The organism is Bacillus sp. JJ1562 (assembly GCF_036962705.1).
GTDB lineage: Bacteria > Bacillota > Bacilli > Bacillales > Bacillaceae_L > Ferdinandcohnia.
The window spans coordinates 246-21,616 of record NZ_JBALOQ010000040.1 but is presented as its reverse complement, the minus strand read 5'-3'; the positions used below and the strand labels follow the sequence as shown (position 1 = coordinate 21,616).

Annotated in this window: 14 protein-coding genes and 7 tRNA genes; 16 read left to right on the top strand and 5 right to left on the bottom strand. The window is 37.9% G+C overall.

The features are described from left to right. Positions 1-47 precede the first annotated feature (47 nt). The 7 genes from V7097_RS20575 (at position 48) to V7097_RS20545 (ending at position 754) form a co-directional block, all read left to right on the top strand. Positions 48-121 (top strand) — tRNA-Trp (locus tag V7097_RS20575). An 11-nt stretch (positions 122-132) separates the two neighbouring features. Continuing rightward, positions 133-205 (top strand) — tRNA-His (locus tag V7097_RS20570). 62 nt (positions 206-267) lie between these two features. Further along, positions 268-342 (top strand) — tRNA-Gln (locus tag V7097_RS20565). A 25-nt stretch (positions 343-367) separates the two neighbouring features. Next, positions 368-442: transfer RNA gene (locus V7097_RS20560), tRNA-Gly, on the top strand. Between the two features lie 2 nt (positions 443-444). Next, positions 445-518 (top strand) — tRNA-Cys (locus tag V7097_RS20555). Between the two features lie 37 nt (positions 519-555). Further along, a tRNA-Leu gene (locus V7097_RS20550) sits at positions 556-641 on the top strand. 30 nt (positions 642-671) lie between these two features. Next, positions 672-754: transfer RNA gene (locus V7097_RS20545), tRNA-Leu, on the top strand. 354 nt (positions 755-1,108) lie between these two features. Here the strand turns inward: V7097_RS20545 and V7097_RS20540 are convergent. Continuing rightward, positions 1,109-1,762 (bottom strand): hypothetical protein, encoded by a 654-nt coding sequence (locus tag V7097_RS20540; protein WP_335705511.1) that lies wholly within the window; start codon positions 1,760-1,762, stop codon positions 1,109-1,111. A 344-nt stretch (positions 1,763-2,106) separates the two neighbouring features. Between V7097_RS20540 and V7097_RS20535 the strand changes: the two genes are divergently transcribed. Further along, positions 2,107-2,976, top strand: a complete 870-nt coding sequence (locus tag V7097_RS20535) for a helix-turn-helix transcriptional regulator (protein WP_335705510.1) — start codon at positions 2,107-2,109, stop codon at positions 2,974-2,976. Between the two features lie 319 nt (positions 2,977-3,295). Then, entirely contained in the window at positions 3,296-5,272 is a 1,977-nt protein-coding gene (locus V7097_RS20530) for a glycoside hydrolase family 3 protein (RefSeq protein WP_335705509.1), read from the top strand. A gap of 213 nt (positions 5,273-5,485) precedes the next feature. On the opposite strand, the gene V7097_RS20525 is transcribed toward V7097_RS20530, so the two are convergent. Next, on the bottom strand, positions 5,486-6,430 hold the full coding sequence (locus V7097_RS20525; protein WP_335705508.1) for an NADP-dependent oxidoreductase: 945 nt from the start codon (positions 6,428-6,430) through the stop codon (positions 5,486-5,488). 29 nt (positions 6,431-6,459) lie between these two features. Beyond that, complete coding sequence (locus V7097_RS20520) at positions 6,460-7,839, bottom strand: MFS transporter (protein WP_335705507.1); 1,380 nt, start codon at positions 7,837-7,839, stop codon at positions 6,460-6,462. A gap of 124 nt (positions 7,840-7,963) precedes the next feature. On the opposite strand from V7097_RS20520, the gene V7097_RS20515 reads away from it, so the two are divergent. The 3 genes from V7097_RS20515 to V7097_RS20505 all read left to right on the top strand — a co-directional run bounded on the left by V7097_RS20515 (position 7,964) and on the right by V7097_RS20505 (position 11,597). Further along, positions 7,964-8,845, top strand: a complete 882-nt coding sequence (locus V7097_RS20515) for a LysR family transcriptional regulator (RefSeq protein ID WP_335705506.1) — start codon at positions 7,964-7,966, stop codon at positions 8,843-8,845. Positions 8,846-9,067: 222 nt separating this feature from the next. Continuing rightward, complete coding sequence (locus V7097_RS20510) at positions 9,068-9,643, top strand: TetR/AcrR family transcriptional regulator (RefSeq protein ID WP_335705505.1); 576 nt, start codon at positions 9,068-9,070, stop codon at positions 9,641-9,643. A 25-nt stretch (positions 9,644-9,668) separates the two neighbouring features. After that, on the top strand, positions 9,669-11,597 hold the full coding sequence (locus tag V7097_RS20505; protein ID WP_335705504.1) for a serine hydrolase domain-containing protein: 1,929 nt from the start codon (positions 9,669-9,671) through the stop codon (positions 11,595-11,597). 478 nt (positions 11,598-12,075) lie between these two features. Here the strand turns inward: V7097_RS20505 and V7097_RS20500 are convergent, their stop codons facing one another. Continuing rightward, positions 12,076-14,043, bottom strand: a complete 1,968-nt coding sequence (locus V7097_RS20500; RefSeq protein WP_335705503.1) for a sigma-54-dependent Fis family transcriptional regulator — start codon at positions 14,041-14,043, stop codon at positions 12,076-12,078. Positions 14,044-14,424: 381 nt separating this feature from the next. On the opposite strand from V7097_RS20500, the gene V7097_RS20495 reads away from it, so the two are divergent. From V7097_RS20495 to V7097_RS20480, 4 genes are all read left to right on the top strand, one after another. Continuing rightward, positions 14,425-16,560, top strand: coding sequence for a hydantoinase/oxoprolinase family protein (locus V7097_RS20495; protein WP_335705502.1), 2,136 nt, complete (start codon positions 14,425-14,427; stop codon positions 16,558-16,560). Between the two features lie 42 nt (positions 16,561-16,602). Further along, positions 16,603-18,885 carry a hydantoinase B/oxoprolinase family protein gene (locus V7097_RS20490; RefSeq protein WP_438824263.1) on the top strand — a complete coding sequence of 761 codons (2,283 nt, stop codon included), beginning with the start codon at positions 16,603-16,605 and terminating at the stop codon, positions 18,883-18,885. Positions 18,886-18,903: 18 nt separating this feature from the next. Next, the gene (locus V7097_RS20485; RefSeq protein ID WP_335705500.1) at positions 18,904-19,407 is read left to right on the top strand and encodes an acetone carboxylase subunit gamma; all 504 of its coding nucleotides are present in this window, start codon (positions 18,904-18,906) and stop codon (positions 19,405-19,407) included. A 473-nt stretch (positions 19,408-19,880) separates the two neighbouring features. Continuing rightward, positions 19,881-20,636: a GNAT family N-acetyltransferase gene (locus V7097_RS20480; protein WP_335705499.1), complete on the top strand. Its 756-nt coding sequence runs from the start codon at positions 19,881-19,883 to the stop codon at positions 20,634-20,636. Between the two features lie 254 nt (positions 20,637-20,890). Here V7097_RS20480 and V7097_RS20475 read toward each other — a convergent pair. After that, the coding region (locus tag V7097_RS20475) for a hypothetical protein (RefSeq protein WP_335705498.1) at positions 20,891-21,371 on the bottom strand (481 nt) is incomplete at its 5' end.

Sequence of the window (21,371 nt, the reverse complement as noted above, 5' to 3'; positions counted from 1 at the left end):
CCGTCCCCCTCCACCATTTTAAAAATAATTGTAACATTTCTTAGTGTAGGGGTATAGTTTAAAGGTAGAACGAAGGTCTCCAAAACCTTTGGTGTGGGTTCGATTCCTACTACCCCTGCCAATTTAATTATGGCGATTGTGGCGAAGTGGTTAACGCATCGGATTGTGGTTCCGACATTCGTGGGTTCGATTCCCATCAGTCGCCCTTTTTGTTATATTCAAGGGTTAATGAATTTTCATCTATGAGGATTCATATAGCTGCTTCAATGGGCTATAGCCAAGCGGTAAGGCAACGGACTTTGACTCCGTCATTCGTAGGTTCGAATCCTGCTAGCCCAGCCATTTTAATTATTTAATTAAATAATTCGCGGAAGTAGTTCAGTGGTAGAACACCACCTTGCCAAGGTGGGGGTCGCGGGTTCGAATCCCGTCTTCCGCTCCAATGGCGGCATAGCCAAGTGGTAAGGCAGAGGTCTGCAAAACCTTTACCACCGGTTCGAATCCGGTTGCCGCCTCCATTATTTAAAAATGAATGTAAGTGCTTTTTTATGACTTGCCGGGGTGGCGGAACTGGCAGACGCACAGGACTTAAAATCCTGCGGTAGGTGACTACCGTACCGGTTCGATTCCGGTTCTCGGCATCTTCTGATGTCTTTTTTCTTTCTATATATGCCTGAGTGGTGGAATGGCAGACACGGTGGACTCAAAATCCACTGCCAGCGATGGCGTGCCGGTTCGAGTCCGGCCTCAGGTATCTTAAGAACAAATCAAAAACGTTTTAAATGACAAAACACCCACAAATGTTGATACATCAATGTTTGTGGGTGTTTTTTGTTTTGTAGGTAAAAAAGCTGAAAAAAGTAGGATTTGAATTTATTTAACACCACTTTCACACAAGAAAATGTTGTTTCGTTACTTAATAATTTACACTGTACTAATGAAGTTTCACTAGTCCCTATTAGTCTATTTACAGCGATTTTTGTGAACGATTTCTCAAGCCTGAGTATAGTGGAATTAATGCCTATTGTGTAAATTTCATTTTTTTATCAGATTGGTGATGCGGATTCATCACAGTTCCTTTAACGGAATAATGGAGAAAACCTTAAAATCACTTTCCATTACTTCTGTTACGTCCCGACCAAAGTGCATATCCTAACCATATTAAAGCTATTCCCATCGGTACTGCCAAAATCCTATCGAATGGATGAGGGATTACTGCGGCAGCAAGGGTTACTACAGCTGAAAAGGAAAGTAGGATACCTGCCATGGGTGGTAGGATCTTAGCGCGAAAGGTTGCAATTCCAAGTAAAAGTCCACCAAACATGTACAGAACCCCTGCTATTGGTGCTAATGTTGGAAAAATACCAAGTGCAACCTCGCTTTTGGTTCCACCGAATATTCCTAATATACCCGCCACAAACTTTGAAGCATCGTTTGTAAGTAACGGTAAGACAAAAGCTTCAATGAAACTAAAAGTAATGGAAATTAGCCAAAACAGACTAAAGGTTACAAATCCGATCAGCCCTAGCAATCTAGTTTCTTCTACTTGCTTTAGGTAGATCCCTAGAATCCCAACTAAATTAAAAATGGACATAACCATGGTTAAGGATGCAACTATTACCCATAAATTTGTGTTGATAGAAGATAGATTTTCCACCGGGTGGAAAAATTGAATGCCGATATATAGAATCCCTGCCAATATTGCAAATAAGCCTGCCCAATGAATTAGATTCTCTGCTGTTATATTCCTTTTTTCACTCATTTGTTTACCTCCGTAATCATATTATAATAAGTTGATATGTTCCTTATAGACCAGTTTCAAAAGCTTCAGCCACCTTAGGTTAATAACCCAATCTTTCTTTTTATATTTGATAATAACAACTTAACACTTAATACTTACTTTTACTTTCCAAATCTTGCTGTAATATGGCCTTGGTCGAAATCATTCCTGCCTTATACTTTCCCAACTTTAATTGTTGCTCTAAATAAAGTGGTGAATTTGGAGTTAGGATTAGATATTCCTCATTTGAACTATTTACGAATCAAACTGCATATAGTACATTTGGGGTATAAAATATCTAAAAATTCTTAAAGTAAGGTGATTGTATGGAACATTATGAAGTAATCGAAAAAGCTTTACTACATATTGAAAACAACTTGAACCAGCCCTTATCATTGGATTCTGTTTCAAATACCTTTAATATGTCGAAGTACTATTTTCATAGACTTTTTTCTGCCATAATGGGCTGTTCCTTGAACCAATACATACTATCTAGAAGATTAAATACATCTTTGAAATTAATTCAAATCAAAAACCTATCATTAACAGATATTGCGTTTCAATTAAACTTTGGAACCCCATCGTCCTTCTCCCGTGCTTTTAAAAATCAATATGGTATATCCCCAAACTCTCTAAGGAAGAATGGAAAGACTATAGCCCTTGTTGATATTCCACCAGTAATAAAAAGACCAATTAAAAACATCAATGGAGATATTGTTACCGATTTTACCTTAACACATTTCAATTCAATTCGATTAAGTGGATTTGTATTTGAAGTTGATATATCAACAAATGATTTCAAGGAAAAGATTCGGTCTAATTCTAAAATGCTTGTAGATAGTATCGATGAAACAATAAGTAGTTCCTGTTATGTCATCTATTCAAACTGCCAACCAAACTCAACCAAATTCAAGGTTCTCGTCGGGATTCCACAATATATAAAAATCGATAAACCAAATTATTTCACAGTGGATATCCAACAACTATTTTGTGCTAAATTTAAATATTCTGGTGATCTACTTGATATTGGAGATGTCTTGATTACTGACTTTGCAAGATTTTTAAAAATCACAAGACAAGAAATCGAGGATTCTGATATTGAACTTATTCAAGTTTTTGAGAACATTCACAACCTTGATTCAAGCTATCACATCGTAGTACCAATCAAAAAGCTTCCTATTGATTCAGATAGTTAAGGTCCTTTTTGGTGTATCCAATCAAACTAATTTTTAAATGTATTATTAATGATTTTTAGCATTTAAAACACACAGAAACTATAAAATATTATGATCGAAAAAGATAAGACAGGTTATTGCCTGTCTTTTTTGTACGTGCCAAGAAAGCTATTAATTGCTAGTTGGTAAAAGTCCAACTTGGTAGTACCATTACACTCTGTAATTGACAGGCAAATGAAGGCTTTCAACTTTCCTAAATTCCTCCTTAGCAGTTGGATAATCTTCTCCAAAAAAGGGATATTAATGAAGAATTATATCAACCATAAATGGAGTGAAGAAGATGTATTCCCGATACATAAGAAATATAGTTCTATGTTTAATGGCATTTGTATTGGTATTACCAATTGGACAACTAGGGGTTCAGGCACAGAAAAATGTGCATGTTGAAACAAAAACAAAAGCTATCTTAAAAATTGGGGGAAAACGATTTAGAGATTTAAATAATAATGGAAAACTTGACCCATACGAAAATTGGGAGTTGTCTACCGAAAAGCGGGTGGAAGATGTATTGTCTCAAATGACGTTAGAAGAAAAGGTTGGGATACTTACGATTAATGAATTTCCCAAAATTCAGGATGGTAAGTTAGTGTTACCCAACAAATTTCTTGACCAGCATACCCGTTATTTTATTTATAGAGAAATGCCGAGTGCCAATGTGATTGCGAACCATACGAATCAACTACAAGCAGCAGCTGAGGCTTCAAGACTAGGAATTCCTGCCGTAGTCATTTCTAATCCGAGAAATCATCCTTTAACTATTCCTGTTATTGAAGAGCCTGGACAGTTTTCTTATTGGCCAGATACTTTAGGTTTAGCGGCCACACGTGATTCGGGTATGGTAAAAAGATTTGGTGAGATAGCTGCGAAAGAATGGAGAGCTGCAGGAATCCAAAAGATGTACGGCTATTCTGCGGATGTTGCAACAGACCCATTATGGGCAAGAAATCAAGAAACATTCGGGGAGAATCCAGAACTTGTATCAGGCATGGTCTACAATGTGATTAAAGGTTTTCAAGGTGATGTATTAAATGAAAACAGTGTGTCATTAACAACGAGACATTTCCCTGGTGGGGGAGCGCGAGAAGAGGGAAGGGATCCTCATTTTAAAGAAGGACAATATAATATATATCCAACCCCTGGTAGCTTGTTAAAGTATCATATTCCACCGTTCAAGGCAGCCATAGAAGCAGAGACAACTTCTATTATGCCTTATTATGCATACCCAAGTAACAAAAGCGCTGAACAAGGATTACCACATTTTAGTGAAAATCAGCAGTTTGAAGAGGTTGCTTTTGCACTAAATGAACAATTTATTAATGGATATTTGCGAGATGAATTGAAGTACTTAGGTTATGTTAATTCAGATACAAGTGCGGTGATTGATCGAGCGTGGGGTGCACAGGATTTATCGTTAGAACAGCGGTTTGCCAAAGCAATCAATGCAGGAACTAATATTTTTTCTGGGGTACCAAATCCAAAACCGATTATAAATGCTGTAAATCAGGGCTTAGTGAAAGAAGAACAGATTAATCGTTCAGCCACTTATATCCTAACGGAAATGATGAAATTAGGGCTTTTTGAAAATCCATATGTGAATCCAGATAAGGCATTAACTATTGCAAATAATCCAGAATCCCAAAAGGTTGCAGATGAAGCACATCGCAGGTCGGTTGTTCTCATGCGAAATGATCGTAATCTACTGCCATTACAAGATAAAATAATTTCCAGTGTTCGACTTTATGTTGAAATGTTCCCAGGAGGAGAAAATGGGCAAGAAACAGAGAAATTAAAACAAAAAATAAGAAATCACGATCGTTCTATTACAATCGTGGATAATATAAAAGATGCGACGCAAGCCTTTGTTTGGGTCCAACCATTTCAAGACTTATTTGCCAATAAGCCAACTGTTGTGATTGGTCCGGAAACTGGTGTGGAGCAAGTAGATCGAATCGTAAAAATTCAACAGACCGTTCCTACTATTACGGCAATTAATTTTTCCAATCCATGGCTTATTAACACAATTGAACCAAATGCAGCTGCTGTAATAGGAACGTTTGGTACAAAAGCAGAAGCAGTGGTAGACATGATCCGTGGAAAATTTAATCCTGTTGGAAGACTTCCTATCACAATCCCTGCAAGTCAAGAAGCAGTAAACAAAGAAGCAGGTGATGTACCAGGATATGATGAGGATCCATCTTATACATATCAGGATAAAGCAGGGAATAGGTATCAATATAATTTTGGACTTACATATTGAGTAGGGAATTATGTTGAGAACGGTCCACCGGTACCTTTAGGTAAAAACGAGTTAATTTAAGAAACAGTAAAACACTCGCAAATATTGATACATCAATGTTTGTGAGTGTTATTTGTTTTGCCGGAATCCTATTGTCGTAAATAAGGCTGAGCAATGTATATCCTTACCTAGATGGGCTGTCTTCAAAAGTCATTTTTAGACTGAATTTATTCACTAAACTTTGAGTATAATCCGACCACGCCCATGTCCTTGTTGACTGAGTCTATGTGCTTCATGTGCCTTTTCTAACGGAAATTTTTTTGAAATTATAATTCTAATCTGTTTCTCAACGATCATTTTAGAAATGGTCTGAGAAATGTTTTTAGTTTCTTCTGGAAGAGGTATGGAAAACGGTTTTACTGGTTTTAACCCAAACATATGCACTTTTTCAACTGATGTGTCTTCTACCAACGACAGAAGTTTTCCTCCCTTTTTTACAACGGCCCAAGAACGCTCTAACGTATCTCCTCCCACGGTATCAACAACTAAATCCACATCCCGGACAATTTTGTCAAATGATTCAGAAGTATAATCAATGACAGTGTCAACTCCTAATGAGTACAGAAAGTCAATATTTTCTGCTGAACAGGTTGAAATGACATGTGCACCTTTCCATTTGGCCAATTGGACAGCAATCATGCCGAACCCACCAGCTCCCCCATGAATTAGTACCTTTTCACCTTTCTTTAATTCTCCTTCACGAAATAAGGTTAACCACGCGGTCACGGCGCTTCCTGGTATTGTAACGGATTCATCAAAGGTTAATGCAGCAGGTTTTAGAATAAGTCCTTCTGCGGATGCCACTGTATATTCAGCGTATGTTCCAAACAGGCTTCGACCAAATACCTCCTGACCTTTGTATAAATCATGTACATCTGGACCAATTTTCTCCACGGTTCCCGCGAAAGATGACCCAGGAATATAAGGGAAACTTGCAGGGCGACTTTCATTAAAGTACCCTTGGCGATATTTCCAATCATACGGAAGAACTCCAGCTGTATGAACATGAATTAATACCTGACCAACTTCAGGATTTGGGATAGGAACCCTTTCTAGTTTTAGTACTTCTGGACCGCCGTATTGGTGGACACGAATTACTTTCATTAACTGAGGTAACATGACGGATCAAATCCTTTCTTAAATGAAATTCACTTTTGTATGAATGTATTAAAAAGTCTTTGTTCAGGCCGATATACAAATTTGTACAATAAAAGCAAATTCAACAATGTGAGTACAAAAAAAACGAAGTATATATTACTATAAATCCCAGATTGTCCAAGTGCGGATAGTGGATTTATAGGAGGCAGCTTGTCAAATTCCGCTACTTTGGTAATGACAGTGCCACACAGGGCAATTGATAAAAAATTCGACAAACTATATACACCCATCCCAATTCCTGAAGATTCTTGTGATAGATTTTTGGACACCCAATTGGCTAGCGAAGGCTGCATAAAAATATATCCGACTTCTGTAAGAATCAAGAAAATGGAGATACTCCAAGATGTGTATCCTGCGAAAGTGGAGAGGGACAGAAAGCCGATACTAAGTACAATGATAGATATTGTTAATACATAGCGATTTCCTTTTTTGTCAGCCAATGATCCACCATATTTCCCTAACAGGGCGGATACGATTGCACCAGGAACTAATAGAAATCCAATCCAATGTCCCTCTAATCCATAAACTTGGTTGAATAGTATAGGGGTAATTAGGAAAACACCAAAATTGGTAGAGGTATTTATTACACCCATTATTATTCCTTGACGATAGGAAGCATTTCGAAATAGATGTAATGGAATAAATGGATCTGCTTTTTTCTTTTGTTGAATAAGAAATAAAATAAAGAAACATAAACCTCCTAAAAGCAACCATAAATTCAATAGGGTAATAGCTTCCATTAAACAAATAATGAAAGCAATTATTAATCCTGCACCTGAAATATCTATTCTTCCATTTTGTTTATGGACTTCATTAGGTAACCATTTACGAATAAAAGGTAATGTTAGTAAGCTGAAAGTTGAGAAAAGAAATAAATATCTCCAGTGAAAATATCCGGTGAGAATCCCGCCCAAAATAGGACCAATCACCCCTGAAAATGCCATGGTGGACGCGATAATACCTAATGCTTTGCCTCGACGTTCAGTATTAATATAGCGAGCGGGTATCACCATAGCTAAAGAAGGGATAGAGGAAACACCGATTCCTTGGATAATTCGCCCAACAATCAAAATTGGGAAATTTGGCGTAAAAAAACATAAGATGGAACCGACTGAAAACATGAGCACTCCAAAGGATGCCAGATTTCTTATCCCAAAATAATCTGCTAACTTTCCATAAATAAGGGCACCGAGAGCAGAAATGATACCAGACACGGTTACAACCCAACTGGTAGTGGAAGTTGTTATTCCAAATTGAGCCGATATATCAGGTAAAGCCACATTCAACATATAACTATTGATTATTGCAAATGGAACAAGTAAGCAAAGCAAACGAATGATTCGAGTTTCTTGTACAATTGATAATTCCACTTTACCTTTCCTCCATTATTTCGGATTAGTGATAACTTCATTTTACGGTTCAGTATATATAATTAATAATGTATATTTGTTTATACAATCATAAGATTAAACTTATGAAAGAGGAGTGTTCAAAATGGATTTACTTCAACTAAGGTATTTTCAAAAGGTTGCAAAGTTACAGCATTTGTCACAAGCAGCACAAGAACTATATATTACTCAACCTGCTCTTAGTCAGACCATCGCGAGGTTAGAAAAAGATATTGGTGTACCATTATTTGATCGCCAAGGGAGACAGATTTCACTTAATGAATATGGGAAAGTTTTTTTAAATAAAGTGGAAGTTGCACTGAACGCATTGGAAGAAGGACGAAGGGAAATTGTGGATATGGCAGGATTAGAGCGAGGAACTGTTTCTATAGACACAACTTTTTTACCGTATTTTTCTGATTCCATAAACTCATTTCGATCCTCATATCCTGATGTCCATTTTAGAATTTCACAAGTCTCCACGTTAGAAAAGAAGGAACAATTACTCGAAAATGGTGAAATTGATTTCAGTATTTCTTGCAAGCCCATTGAACGAAAAGGGATTCGCAACTTACCAATACAGACTGAAGAAATTTTACTCGCAGTCCCCCTTTCACATCGGCTTGCAAATCAACAGAATATCACGTTGAGTGAAATCGCCAATGAACCTATCATCCATTTTAAGAAGGGACATTCATTCCGGGAAACTACTGATGAGTTATGTGAAAAAGTAGGTTTTACCCCGAATGTTGTATATGAAGCGGATGAGTCAAAAACAATAAAGGAATTAGTTAACTCAGGTCTCGGAGTGGCCTTTTGGTTAGAAACTTTATTAGAAAGAGAGAATCTATTTCATCCTTTATACATTCAGGAACCTGTTTGCAACCGAACCTATTATTTGTCATGGTCAGAAAAGCGTTATTTATCTTTAGCAGCTCGTACGTTTCAAGATTTGCTGATCCAGCATTATAAAAATTTACAAGTATAAAGTTGGCATCTATAATTCAATTTTCTGCGGAACAGTTTAAACAGAATTTATAATTGACCTCATTTTATCGTCTTGACTGATTTACCATTATACGCTGTCATTCTAACCCTTTTTCTGAATTTTTCAGAAAAGGGGTTTACTATTTTTATAATCATTATATAATCAACGATACATAACTATTGTTTTATATCATATGATTTATATTGGGAAAGGAAAAGAACAATGGCACCGAAAAAAAAATTTTCTAAACAACAAATAATTGAAGCTGCATTTGAAATAGCAAAGAAAGAGGGGATGTCCAATATTACGATTAGAAAAGTGGCTGATCATTTGGGAAGCTCGATAGCGCCTATCTATGTAAATTTCAATAATGTTGATGAGCTAGCGGAAGCCGTAATGCAAAAAGTATTTGAATTAAGTTATCAACTTTTATCCGAAGAGAATTCTGGGAAACCCTTCCATGATATTGGGGTAGCTAGCCTCCGATTTGCAAAAGAATATCCAGTTCTTTTTCGGGACTTTGTCATGAATCAAAACAATTATACCCAAAACTATAATCAAGATATGGGGCAGGGGTTGGTAGAACAAATGAAAGGTGATGAAGATCTGGAAGCCTTTTCTGATGAAGAGCTAATGACCATTTTATTAAAAATGCGAATCTTTACAACAGGACTTTCAATCATGGTAGCGAGTGGAATGCTTCCAGAAGAGTTTAACGAAGAAATGGGAGTTGAGCTATTAGATAGTATGGCTACTGATGTGATTAGATCTGCTTATTTACAGAAGAAAGAGACATAATTCTAAAAAAGGAGGATATACCGGCTTGGAACTAATAAAAACATCCATTATTGCTTGTATGCTTTTTGTTTTAATGATGATTGATAGTCATTCGTCTTTTGCTGCTAGTGTTAATGACTTATCAGATATTGAAACGTTCATGGATGAGTTCTTACAGAAAAAAATGGAAGAAGAACACATTCCAAATATGGTTGTTAGCTTAGTAGCTGATGGGGAAGTCGTTTTTGAAAAAGGCTATGGGTTTGCCAATATGGAGGAGCAAGTAAAGGTAAATCCAGAAACAACAATGTTTCGAATAGGGTCCGTATCCAAGCTCTTCACTTGGACGGCAATCATGCAGCTTGTCGAGCAAGGAAAGCTTGATCTTAACACGGATATTAATCAATATTTAGATTTTGAAATTCCAGCTAAACTTGCAGTGGGCCCGAATAAAGAACAACCAAAGCCAATTACTCTCTTAGATTTAATGACCCATACACCTGGATTTGAGGATTATTCGAGTTCCATCTTTAGGCTAACCGCTGAAGAGATGCCTCCACTTGATCAATATGTGCGTGAATATATGCCAGAACGTGTATTTCCTGCCGGTGAAGTGCTCGCCTATTCGAATTATGGTACGGCCTTAGCTGGGTATATTGTAGAACATGTTTCGGGTATGCCTTATTCCGAATATGTTGAAGAGAATATTTTTAAGCCTCTTGACATGAACTACAGTACGTTCGGGCAACCATTACCAAAGGAACTATCTACTAATCTAGCACAGGCTTATAGATATATTGATGGAGAATTTCAAGAAGGAAGTTTTGAGTTTGTACCTGGAGCTGCAGGGGGAATGAGTAGCACGGCAATTGATATGGCAAAGTTTATGCAAGCCTATCTTGAGGGTGGAAGTTTCAATGGAGAAAGGATTCTAAAAGAGGATACCGTTCAGCAAATGTTCCAACAACAGTTTACCCATTATGCCCAATTAGATGGGATGGCTTTAGGGATTATGGAAAAGACAATGAATGGCAAAAGAATTCTTCATCATGGCGGAAGTACGGCATTGTTTGATACGGGACTTTACTTATTACCTAATGAAAATATCGGTCTATTTATCTCGTATAGTGGAAACAACTTTCTCACTCATACAGAGCTTTTCCAGTCATTCATGGATCATTATTTTCCGTCGGACGAGAGTGTTATCGTCACGCCTATGAGTGGAGAGGGTTCACGCCAATATGTCGGTGAATATCATCAAAATCGGAAAAGCTTTACGAATGAGGATAGGATTGGCAGTCTGATAATGGGAATGATCCATGTCCAATTAGATGACACTGGAGATTTAGTCGTTACCCACAACGGAGAAACCAATCGCTTTGTCGAAATAGAACCTGGTATTTACAAAAACATGAGAGAAGGACATTCGATTGATGCTTATGGTGAATTTCGAACAATCGTATTTCAAACAGATCCCCATGGGGAAATAATGCTTACAACAGATGGTCCGATGTCTTATTCGAAAACACCATGGTATGCGTCGAGCGGTTTTACCTTTTTATCTCTGATCCTGGTTATCTTATTATTTGTTGGAAGTCTTTTATATTGGGGTATAAAAGCATTGATACGAAGGAAAAGGAAAACATCTCAACATAAAATAGCGGATTTGGGGAAGGGATTGGCCATTGCAGCGGGGCTTCTCCTGTTGTTTTTAGTGGTCGGAATTGCCATGTCTGGAGGAGTCGATCCAGTCTACCAATTACCAAAAGAAGCATTAGGCATTGTACCTGCATGGAGCCCAATTTTAAATGTCATTCCCTATCTTTTAACTATCTTGGGATTTGCAATGCTCATCTTCACGGTTCTTCTTTGGTGGAAGAGATATTGGAGCATAATTAGCCTTTTGCATTATTCACTATTAAGTATTATGATTATGCATTTGATTTGGATTCTTTGGTATTGGAATTTGTATTAGAATATCATGGGGACAAACAAGTTAAATTAAGAAACGGTAAAACACTCTCAAATGTTGATAAAACAATGTTCGTGAGTGTTTTTTGCTCTTTACTGAATATGTAAAAAATATATACATCCAGTAACGTCAACGTTTTATTAACAATAATCGAGTGAAGTTAGATTCATTGAAGATGAGTTTGATTTATGAGAATGAGAGATGGAATGATGCATTGGCAAAGGAGCATCAGGAAGATATGATACGAGTGTTAGAGGAGTAATTGGGGACGGGATATACCTGAAAAAACGATTCATTCAGCTTTTTTCTTCTTGATAGATGGATTATTTACTGAAAGCATTTATTTATGATGCTTTTTTAAATCGTTTTGAAAAAGCTTGGACTGTATTTTTGGTATGGAGTATCCAAATAAAAATGTATCTATAGCCTGCCCATAAGACTAAAGGCACCCGAGTAAGTTCACAATTTGGGTGCCTTATTCTTAAGATTTTATTATCCGTTGATCCGTTAGATTATATTTTTTAAGTTTACGATATAAGGTGGATCTTGCCATTTTGATTTCTTTTGAAACAGCTGAAATATTCCAGCCTGTTTGAACTAAAAGGGTTTTAATTTGCTGCCTTTCTGCTTGTTCGATAACAGAAAGGCTTGAATTCTCATGTTCGTTAAGAAATAGTTTGGTTTTTAGGACGGCTAAATACTCTGGCAGGTGTTTTTTCTCAATTTCAATAGAGTCGCTAAAAATCACTGCATGTTCAATTGCGTTTCTTAATTCCCTTATATTACCTAACCATTCGTAGTTCAAAAAGAATCTTTTTGTTTTCTCGGTTAAACGGTAGGAAAACTCTTTGTGATATTTCTTTGCAAATAGATTTAAATAATAATTGCTGATCGGTATGATATCTTCCTTCCTTTCACGTAACGGGGGTACTTTTAGCGAAATCACATTCAACCTAAAATACAAGTCTTTTCTGAATTGACCTTCTTTAACCATTGTCTCCAAGTTTTGGTTTGTGGCGGCGATTACTTTTACATCAATTTTAATCGTCTTTGATGAACCTAATCTTGTAAACTCTTTTTCCTGAAGTACCCTTAGTAAATGCACTTGCAAATCAAGTGGCATTTCTCCGATTTCATCTAAAAAGATTGTCCCACCGTACGCTTCTTCAAATTTCCCTTTTTTCCCGTCCTTTTTTCCACCAGTAAACGTACCGCTTTCATAACCGAAAAGTTCACTGCCGATGAGTTCTTTCTGCAACGCACCACAATTAATGGCAATAAAAGGCTTATCCTTTCTTGAACTTACCTCATGAATATACCTTGCGATCACCTCTTTACCCGTACCTGTTTCACCGGTTAACAAGACAGGGGTGTTGATGGATGCAATCTGCCGGCATTTATGTAAAATCGTTTTTATTTCAGGGGATTCACCGACTAAATTGTGATTTACTGAACTTGTGGGCACACTTGTTGACGGGATGCTTTTAGTTTTGAAAATGGAAACATAACCAATTTCTTTATTATGAAAAATAATCGATTTCAAGTTGATGAAATGATAGTTTTCAGTTTTATCCATGAAATGAACTGGGGTTTGTAAAAATTTTTTAACTTGTTGCTTGTTTTCGAGTACCATGCCTTTTTTAAAATTAAAGGCATTTAGTAATTGTTCGTCGCCATCAACAATAACGTAGTCGTCACTAAAGACAAGAACAGGATTATCGCTCCATTTGAAGGCACATTGACGATAATATTCCTCCAATTGATAATATTTCTCTTTATAAATGGAAAGAAGCTGGTGTTCAATCATCTGTGCTAAGGATACTGCTAATCCAAGGGTGTGTGGTTGTGTGCTTGGCCAAAGTCCAGTAAAATCGATTGCTCCTATGACATTTTTTGTGTATGGATGAAAAATAGGTGAGGAAGAACAGGTCATTTGATGGAAACCTTCACAAAAATGTTCCGCAGAAAAAACCTGAATCGGCTTCTTGGAAACAATGCTAGTTCCGATTGCATTGGTTCCTGCTGCGTCTTCACTCCAATCCATTCCTGGTGAAAAATTTACTTTTTCCGTTTTCCTAATAATATCTGGTTCCCCTTTTAAATAAATCATTTTTCCATTTTCATCATTGAGTGTAATTAAATACCCTGTCCCAATTAACTTATCAAAAATAGTATCAATAATAGGTTTGGCCGCACGATAAAGGTCGGATTCTGAAAGGAGTTGTTCTAATTCTAATGAGGTAAGCGCTGTTCTGGCTTGTTTTTGTTCTGGATTTAACCCAATTGTTTGACATCGACTCCATGAGTTAAGGATTTCACGGCGGACGACAGTGTCTAGATGAATACTGTCTGAAGGATTAGTCATAAATAGTTCCCAATTCTGTTTTAATTCACCTACCTTACTGTGCAAATCCTCTGTAGAAAAAATAGAGAGAAAAGGGTTTAACAACTTCATTAACCTCCTCAACATATATTTGGAACATTTTCACTATAATTGTTCGACTAAGAGGATTGAAACCGACAACAGAAAAATAGATTATCCTTATTATTAAAATGTCAGTATATTGAAAATATTAAACCAATCCTACATGTAATTCAATAGTCTATTAGTCTGTATCAAGAAAACAATCTGTATCGCTACAGATGTTGCAAAATGCTACAGTTGAATTTAAAAACTTCCTTATAGGATTATTTAATAGAAGGTTTGTAGAAATTTTATTGTTGGCACACAACTTGCACTATTAAAGGCAACAGCAAAATAAGCCATACATATGAAAACATGACCTGCTGTTAATTTAAAATACAACCACTTGAAAGGAGAGAGTTTTATTTGGCCAAATCTCAAATTCTTGCCATTGATGCCGGCGGTACAATGACAGACACGTTCATTATTGATGAAAAAGGGGATTTTGTCGTAGGGAAGGCACAAACAACCCCGCTAGATGAACATATTGGACTATTTAACTCTGCTAAAGACGCTTTGGGTCAATGGGATGCGAAAATTGAAGAGGAGTTTCCGAACTTACTTGCTGGGGTTTATTCTGGGACTGCGATGCTTAACCGTCTCGTTTCACGGGTAGGGCGTCGTGTGGGATTAGTGGTTAATAAAGGAATGGAGGATAACCATCGAATGGGTCGTGGGCTTCAGTCTTTCCTTGGCTACTCCTATTCCGATAGAATCCATGTGAATACACATCATTTTGATCCTCCACTTGTTCCACGTAAATGGACTGTTGGGGTAACCGAGCGGGTGGACCTTTTTGGCAACGTTGTCATTCCGCTTTATGAGCATGAAGTTGAACCAGCGATTCAACGACTGATTGATGAGGACGTAGAAGCGATCGTTATTAGTTTGCTGCACTCCTATAAATATCCTGCTCATGAACGAAAAATTCGAGATATCGCTGAGGAAATTGTAAAAAAGGCAAATAAAGATATACAAGTCTTCGCAACGGTCGATTATTATCCCGTAAGAAAGGAATCACATCGAACAAATACGACGATTGTCGAGGCCTATGCCGCAGAACCGTCCCGTAAAACATTAGAGAATATTGATAAAGCATTGAAAGAAGTAGGTACTGACTTTGACCTAAGGATTATGGCAAGTCATGGCGGTACGATCAGTATAAAAGCAAATGAATTAGCAAGAACCTGCGTTTCTGGCCCGATTGGGGGAATGGTCGGAGCTAAATATCTAGCAGAACAACTTGGTTTAAAAAATGTTGCCTGTTCCGATATTGGGGGAACAAGCTTCGATATTGGTTTAATCACACAAGGAGATTTAGCTATTAATGCAAGTCCTGACATGGCTCGCCTTGTCCTGTCATTGCCACTTGTTTCTATGGATACAACCGGTGCAGGTACAGGTAGCTTTGTTCGAATCGATCCAAACTATGGAAATATTACATTAGGACCAGATAGTGCAGGATCCCGTGTTGGTGTTTGTAACCCTCAGGGAGGGGTTGATACAGTAACGGTTTCTGACTGTCACGTCGTTCTTGGTCTCATAAATCCAGATAATTTCATCGGTGGAGTAATTAAGCTATCAAAGGAAAAAGCCTATGAAGCAGTTAAAACTCAAATTGCAGATCCACTAGGGTTAACGGTTGAAGATGCAGCATTCGGAGTGATTGAATTATTAGAATCCCAGTTGCGTAACTACCTTGAATCAATGATTCTTGGAAAAGGGTATTCACCTGCTCAATACGTTTGCTTCTCGTACGGCGGCGGAGGGCCGTTGCACACGGCAGGCTATACGAAAGGGTTGGGCTTTGAAGATGTTCTTATCCCTGCTTGGGCAGCCGGGTTTTCAGCATTTGGTTGTGGTGCAGCAGATTTCGAATACCGGTATGACAAAACATTAGATCTAAATGTTGCTGAAAAGGCAGAGGACTCCGATATTATCCTAGCTGGTCAAGAATTGCAGGCAGCATGGGATGAATTAAAGACAAAAGTGACAGAGGAATTCAAGAAAAATGATTATTCACCGGAAGAAGTTGATTTCCGACTGCTTTACCGGATGCAATACCAAGGTCAATTGAATGATCTCGAAATTGAGGCGCCAATTTCGGCATTTAAGTCGGTCGATGATTGGGAAACACTTATTCAATCATTCGAAGAGACATACTCGCGTGTTTATGCAAAATCAGCGCTTTCTCCTGAACTTGGTTATTCGATCACAGGCGCGATTGTTCGTGGTGTTGTTGAGGTGGCAAAACCGCATATTCCACAGGAACCATTAGCTGGTGAAACGCCGCTTGCAGAAGCGTTTCTAGGACATCGCGATGTTTATTGGAATGGTGAAACAATACAAGCCAATATTTATGAAATGGAAAAATTACTACCCGGTAACCGGATTCAAGCATTTTCCATTCTTGAATCAACAGCAACCACATTGGTCGTTCCGCTAGGGTTTGAGGCCTATCTTGATGAAAACCGGATCTTCCATCTAAAGGAGATCAAGTAAAAGATTTATCTTTTAACAAATCTTAAGGGGGTATCGAATTTGGTGAAAACAGTTACGGATGTTCAACAACAGCAAAAGCCGATTGGCTGGGATGGAAAAACGCTAAAGCAAATGCGAAAAGAAATGGATGAAATTAGTAAAGAAACTGGGTATTATGCCGGTTTAAGGACGCTTCCATTTAAAGAAACCGATCCGATTCGTTTTGAAAAAATTTATTCCAAGCTTCGTGGTGGAGTGGTTCATGCAAGGGAAACAGCAAAAAAGGTTGCTGCATCGCCAATTGTTGAACAGGAAGGTGAATTGTGCTTTAGTTTATACACACCTGAAGCCGATTCGATTGTTACATCAACTGGGATTATTATCCACGTAGGGACAATGGGTGCTGCGATTAAATTTATGATTGAAAACGAATATGAGGAAAACCCTGGAATTGCCGATAAAGATATTTTCTGTAATAACGATAACCATGTAGGAAATGTTCATACATGTGATGTTCACACACTCGTACCGATCTTCTGGGAAGGGGAAGTTCTAGGCTGGGTAGGTGGTGTGACTCACGTAATTGATACAGGAGCATCTGCTCCAGGAAGTATGCCGATGGGACCAGTCCAACGGTATGATGATGGTTATCAAGTCACATGTCGAAAAATCGGGCAAAATGACAAGTTATCGAAAGACTGGCTACTAGAAAGCACAAGATCAGTCCGTGCGGTTAAATACTGGACGCTTGATGAAAAAACACGAATCGCTGGATGTCATATGATCCGTGACCTTGTCTTAGATGTAATCAAGGAAGAGGGAGTCGACGCTTATAAACAATTTATCCGTGAAATTATTGAAGATGGACGTCGTGGCTTCGTGAATCAGGTAAAGACAACATTAATCCCAGGAAAATATCGTCAAGCTTCATTTGTAGATGTGCCTTTTAAGGATTTGGATCTCCCTTCGTTTGCAAAGTTAAATACGATTATTCATACACCTTCTGAAATCACTGTTCATAAAGATGCCAAGCTTGAAATTGATTTTGAAGGAGCAAACCGCTGGGGCTGGCACCCGTTCAATGCCACACCAGTTTCGATCACGAGCGGAATATGGGTCATGCTGTCACAAACCCTTGTACCAAATGACCGAATTAATGATGGTGCCTATTATGCAAGTAAGTTTGGAATTCCGTACGGGTCATGGTTTAACCCAGATGACATACGTACTGCCCATTCAAATACATGGCATGCGCTTGTGGCGGCATGGTCTCCACTTTGGCGCGGACTGAGTCGATCTTATTTTGGTCGAGGTTATTTAGAGGAAGTAAACGCTGGTAATGCACATACATCTAACTGGTTGATGGGTGGAGGATATGATCAATACGGTCAATTATCCGCCATGAATAGCTTTGAAACCTCCTCTTGCGGGGTTGGGGCAAGTGCTGTTCAAGATGGAATCAGTCATTCCGCCGCACTCTGGAATCCAGAGGGTGACATGGGGGATATGGAAATTTGGGAACTGCTGGAACCACTCATTTTCTTAGGAAGGCAAATTTTGCCAGGATCTGGCGGGTCTGGTAAATACCGCGGCGGGAACGGCTGGCAGTCACTTCGCTTAGGCTGGGGAGCTCAAGAATGGGTTATGTTCGTCGCAGGTGCAGGCGTTATGGCAACAGACTGTGGATTAATGGGCGGATATCCAGCATCTGCAGGATACAGGTTCCAGGCAAACAAGACAAACATAAAAGAAAGAATTGAAAAAGGGCTACCAATCCCATTAGGCGGAGATGTGGATCCAGATAACCCAACATATGAAGAAAATATGGAAGCCGAGGTTATCCACCGTGACAGGCAAGCGGTGTCTACACAAGAACAATTTGGCGATTACGATGTGATTATGAACTATCTTCGTGGGGGCCCAGGATTTGGCGATCCGCTTGAAAGAAATCCTAAGCAGGTAGAGAATGATTTAAATGAAAAGTATATCTTACTTCGCTACGCAGAAAAAGTGTATGGATGTGTCTTTACAGAAGAAAACGGGACCTACACAGTTGATTTAGATGCTACTGAACAAAAACGCCAAGCAATCCGTAAAGAACGTTTAGAGCGTAGTGCGCCAACGAAAGAATGGATGGAAGGCGAAAGAACCAAAATTATGAACGAAGATGCTGCGATTCAAGTAAGACATATGTATGCCCAAAGCTTTGCTTTAAGCGAAAAGTTCACCGATGAATTCAAGAGCTTCTGGAACATTCCTGAAGAATGGATGATTTATGAAGATGAGTTAGGGGTGCCAACAATGGGAGCTCATATCAACCGATTCAAGCAAAAAAATAAAAAATGAGACAATGAGGTGAATAACGTGGCAAAATACGATAAAAAAAGAATTGGCGAGTTGATTGACGGGACATTAGAATTTTATCAACTCAAAGAAATGATGTCGAGCCATAAAGACCCAGAGCGCTTCGAAATTTATCGAGAAGTTTTACAAGACCGTGTGAGCTGGGATGATCCAATCCTGCTTCCATACGGATTACATTTATATATTGTGCAAAAAGCAGATGGAAATCGTATCGTCAAATGCGATTGCGGTCATGAATTCTGTGATTATAAAGAAAATTGGAAGCTGCATGCTAGGGTTTTTGTTCGGGACACAGTGGAGAAAATGAACGAAATTTATCCTAAACTAATGTCCCCAGATCCAGAGTGGCAAGTCATTCGCGAATATTACTGCCCAGGATGTGCAACACAGCTGGAAGTTGAAGCAGTCCCTCCTTGGTACCCAATCATACTTGATTTTGAACCAGATATCGATACGTTCTATAACGAGTGGCTAAAGAAGCCACTGCCAAAAGCAAAGGTCTAGAATATGGTTAACGGCGATTCTTCGGAGTCGTCGTTTTTATTTGTAATACTTGCACAGACACAAAAATATTCGGAATTTTACTTCTCGCCTAATGTGCAAAAAGCTTATTAAACGAGAGAGCATTCGTTAATTGTCATGACTATTCATTCTTTATGAATGTATTCAAGACTTTTTCTACCAATAGAAGTATTTACGCATTGCAACTACAAAATCTTATTAAATCAATACTTTGACTGCCATTTCGACCCCGACCACCAGTATCAATTAACTATCTATCTAAAATAGATTTATCAACGATTCGAACGCTTTTCTACAATTTGTGGGTAGACTTCTTTATCGCCATTTCTACTACGTCAACATAATATCAATGCCTATTCACTTGGGAATCTCGTATGTTATGCTATTTTAAAGTTTAATATATGAAGTGTTAAAACGTGTACTCACAACAATGAAAACGAACCGAGGGAATTCAATTGAAAAAAAGAAGTAAAACAAAAAGCCGTAACCAAATTGATTTTTTTGAGAATGAATCAGATGATGTTTTTTATTATATTGCGGGTTACACGGATGGTGGTGCACCTTATGGGGTTACTTGGGAGGAAATTATTGCTGATGAATTGAAGTTTAGGAGTGCTGTGAAAAAGGATGCTAAGAAAGCTGTTGAGCTTATTCATATCGCCATAACCGATATTGCCGAGCAACTGACAGGACAAACGAAGAAAGAAAATATCCGTGAAACGCTGGCACATTTCTTTCGCGAAGAGAATAATCGTCTTAGCTTTCAGAATATAATTGTTGCCGATATTTTGGGGGAAGTAGCGGGGATTATCATAACCTATCCAGGAGAAGATGCTTCTCGTTTGGACGAGCCTATCTTGAAACGATTAAGAAAGAAAAGAAGGGATGATGAGATTTTCTTAGATAAAGAAGCTGATGAAGGGGATTATTACGTAGACACCATATGTGTTGATGATCGGTTCCGGGGCTATGGAATCGGAACGATGCTCCTAAAAGAAGCAGAAAAAACGGCATTGCAAAAGGGGTATCCGAAGGTCTCTTTAAATGTTGCCAAAGATAATCCGAACGCAAAGAAACTATACACACGAATGGGATATAAGGAAGAGAAAGTAATACAAATTAATGAACATCCCTATATTTATATGGTTAAGACACTTAGAGATGAAGAAAAAATGTTATTTTTCCCGGAAAAGACAGGCTTATTAAATTAACGGGTTCGGAAAATGGGGAGAAAAATGCTAAAAACAATGTATAAACTAATTAGCATACATTTTAAAAGTAAATTAGCAATATATAAGGTAAGTAAAAACGCTCATATTTTTCTGAGCGTTTTTAGCGTAATATTTTACCAACCTAATTGAACTAAAGCATCAGTAAGTTAAAAAACTGAATAACTCTAATTTCATCTTCTAAACTTTTTTGAATGAACATACTAAGTTCTTCTTCGTTATTGTTACTTTCTTTTTTAAAATACTTGAATATATTTTTTTACATCATCTTCCGTCTTAATGGAGTTTAATTTATCACTTGGAATTGTAATGTAAAATGTTTCGGGTTTTTCTTCTTCTTGTTCTTGTTCTTTTAATGAAAACGTTAATTCGATATTTTTAATCCCTTTCTCGTTTATTTTTTGAATGAAAGAAACAACTTCTTTAATCAGTGCTTCTTCAGTTTTGCTAGAACGTTCCTCTTTGAAATGAATAACACTATTGATGCCTGTTTGAACATCTTTGTAACTCGGCACGTCTTTTTTTATATCTTCTAGGCTTCCTATGCCGTACACAGGATATACACCATAACGATCAACGGAAAGTGAATCAAAAGAACTATCTATTAATGGGGCTAGGTCCCCTTTTACTTCTTTCTCCCAAACTGCTTCTGGATAGTAATCATGTAATGTATTAAAGCGTCGTTTTTCAGCGCTAAATGAAAATTCTTTATCATCT

Coding starts and splice junctions, on each gene's coding strand:
- V7097_RS20540 (WP_335705511.1), bottom strand. CDS start 1,762: ATGAGTGAAAAAAGGAATATAACAGCAGAGAATCTAATTCATTGGGCA.
- V7097_RS20535 (WP_335705510.1), top strand. CDS start 2,107: ATGGAACATTATGAAGTAATCGAAAAAGCTTTACTACATATTGAAAAC.
- V7097_RS20515 (WP_335705506.1), top strand. CDS start 7,964: ATGGATTTACTTCAACTAAGGTATTTTCAAAAGGTTGCAAAGTTACAG.
- V7097_RS20530 (WP_335705509.1), top strand. CDS start 3,296: ATGTATTCCCGATACATAAGAAATATAGTTCTATGTTTAATGGCATTT.
- V7097_RS20510 (WP_335705505.1), top strand. CDS start 9,068: ATGGCACCGAAAAAAAAATTTTCTAAACAACAAATAATTGAAGCTGCA.
- V7097_RS20525 (WP_335705508.1), bottom strand. CDS start 6,430: ATGTTACCTCAGTTAATGAAAGTAATTCGTGTCCACCAATACGGCGGT.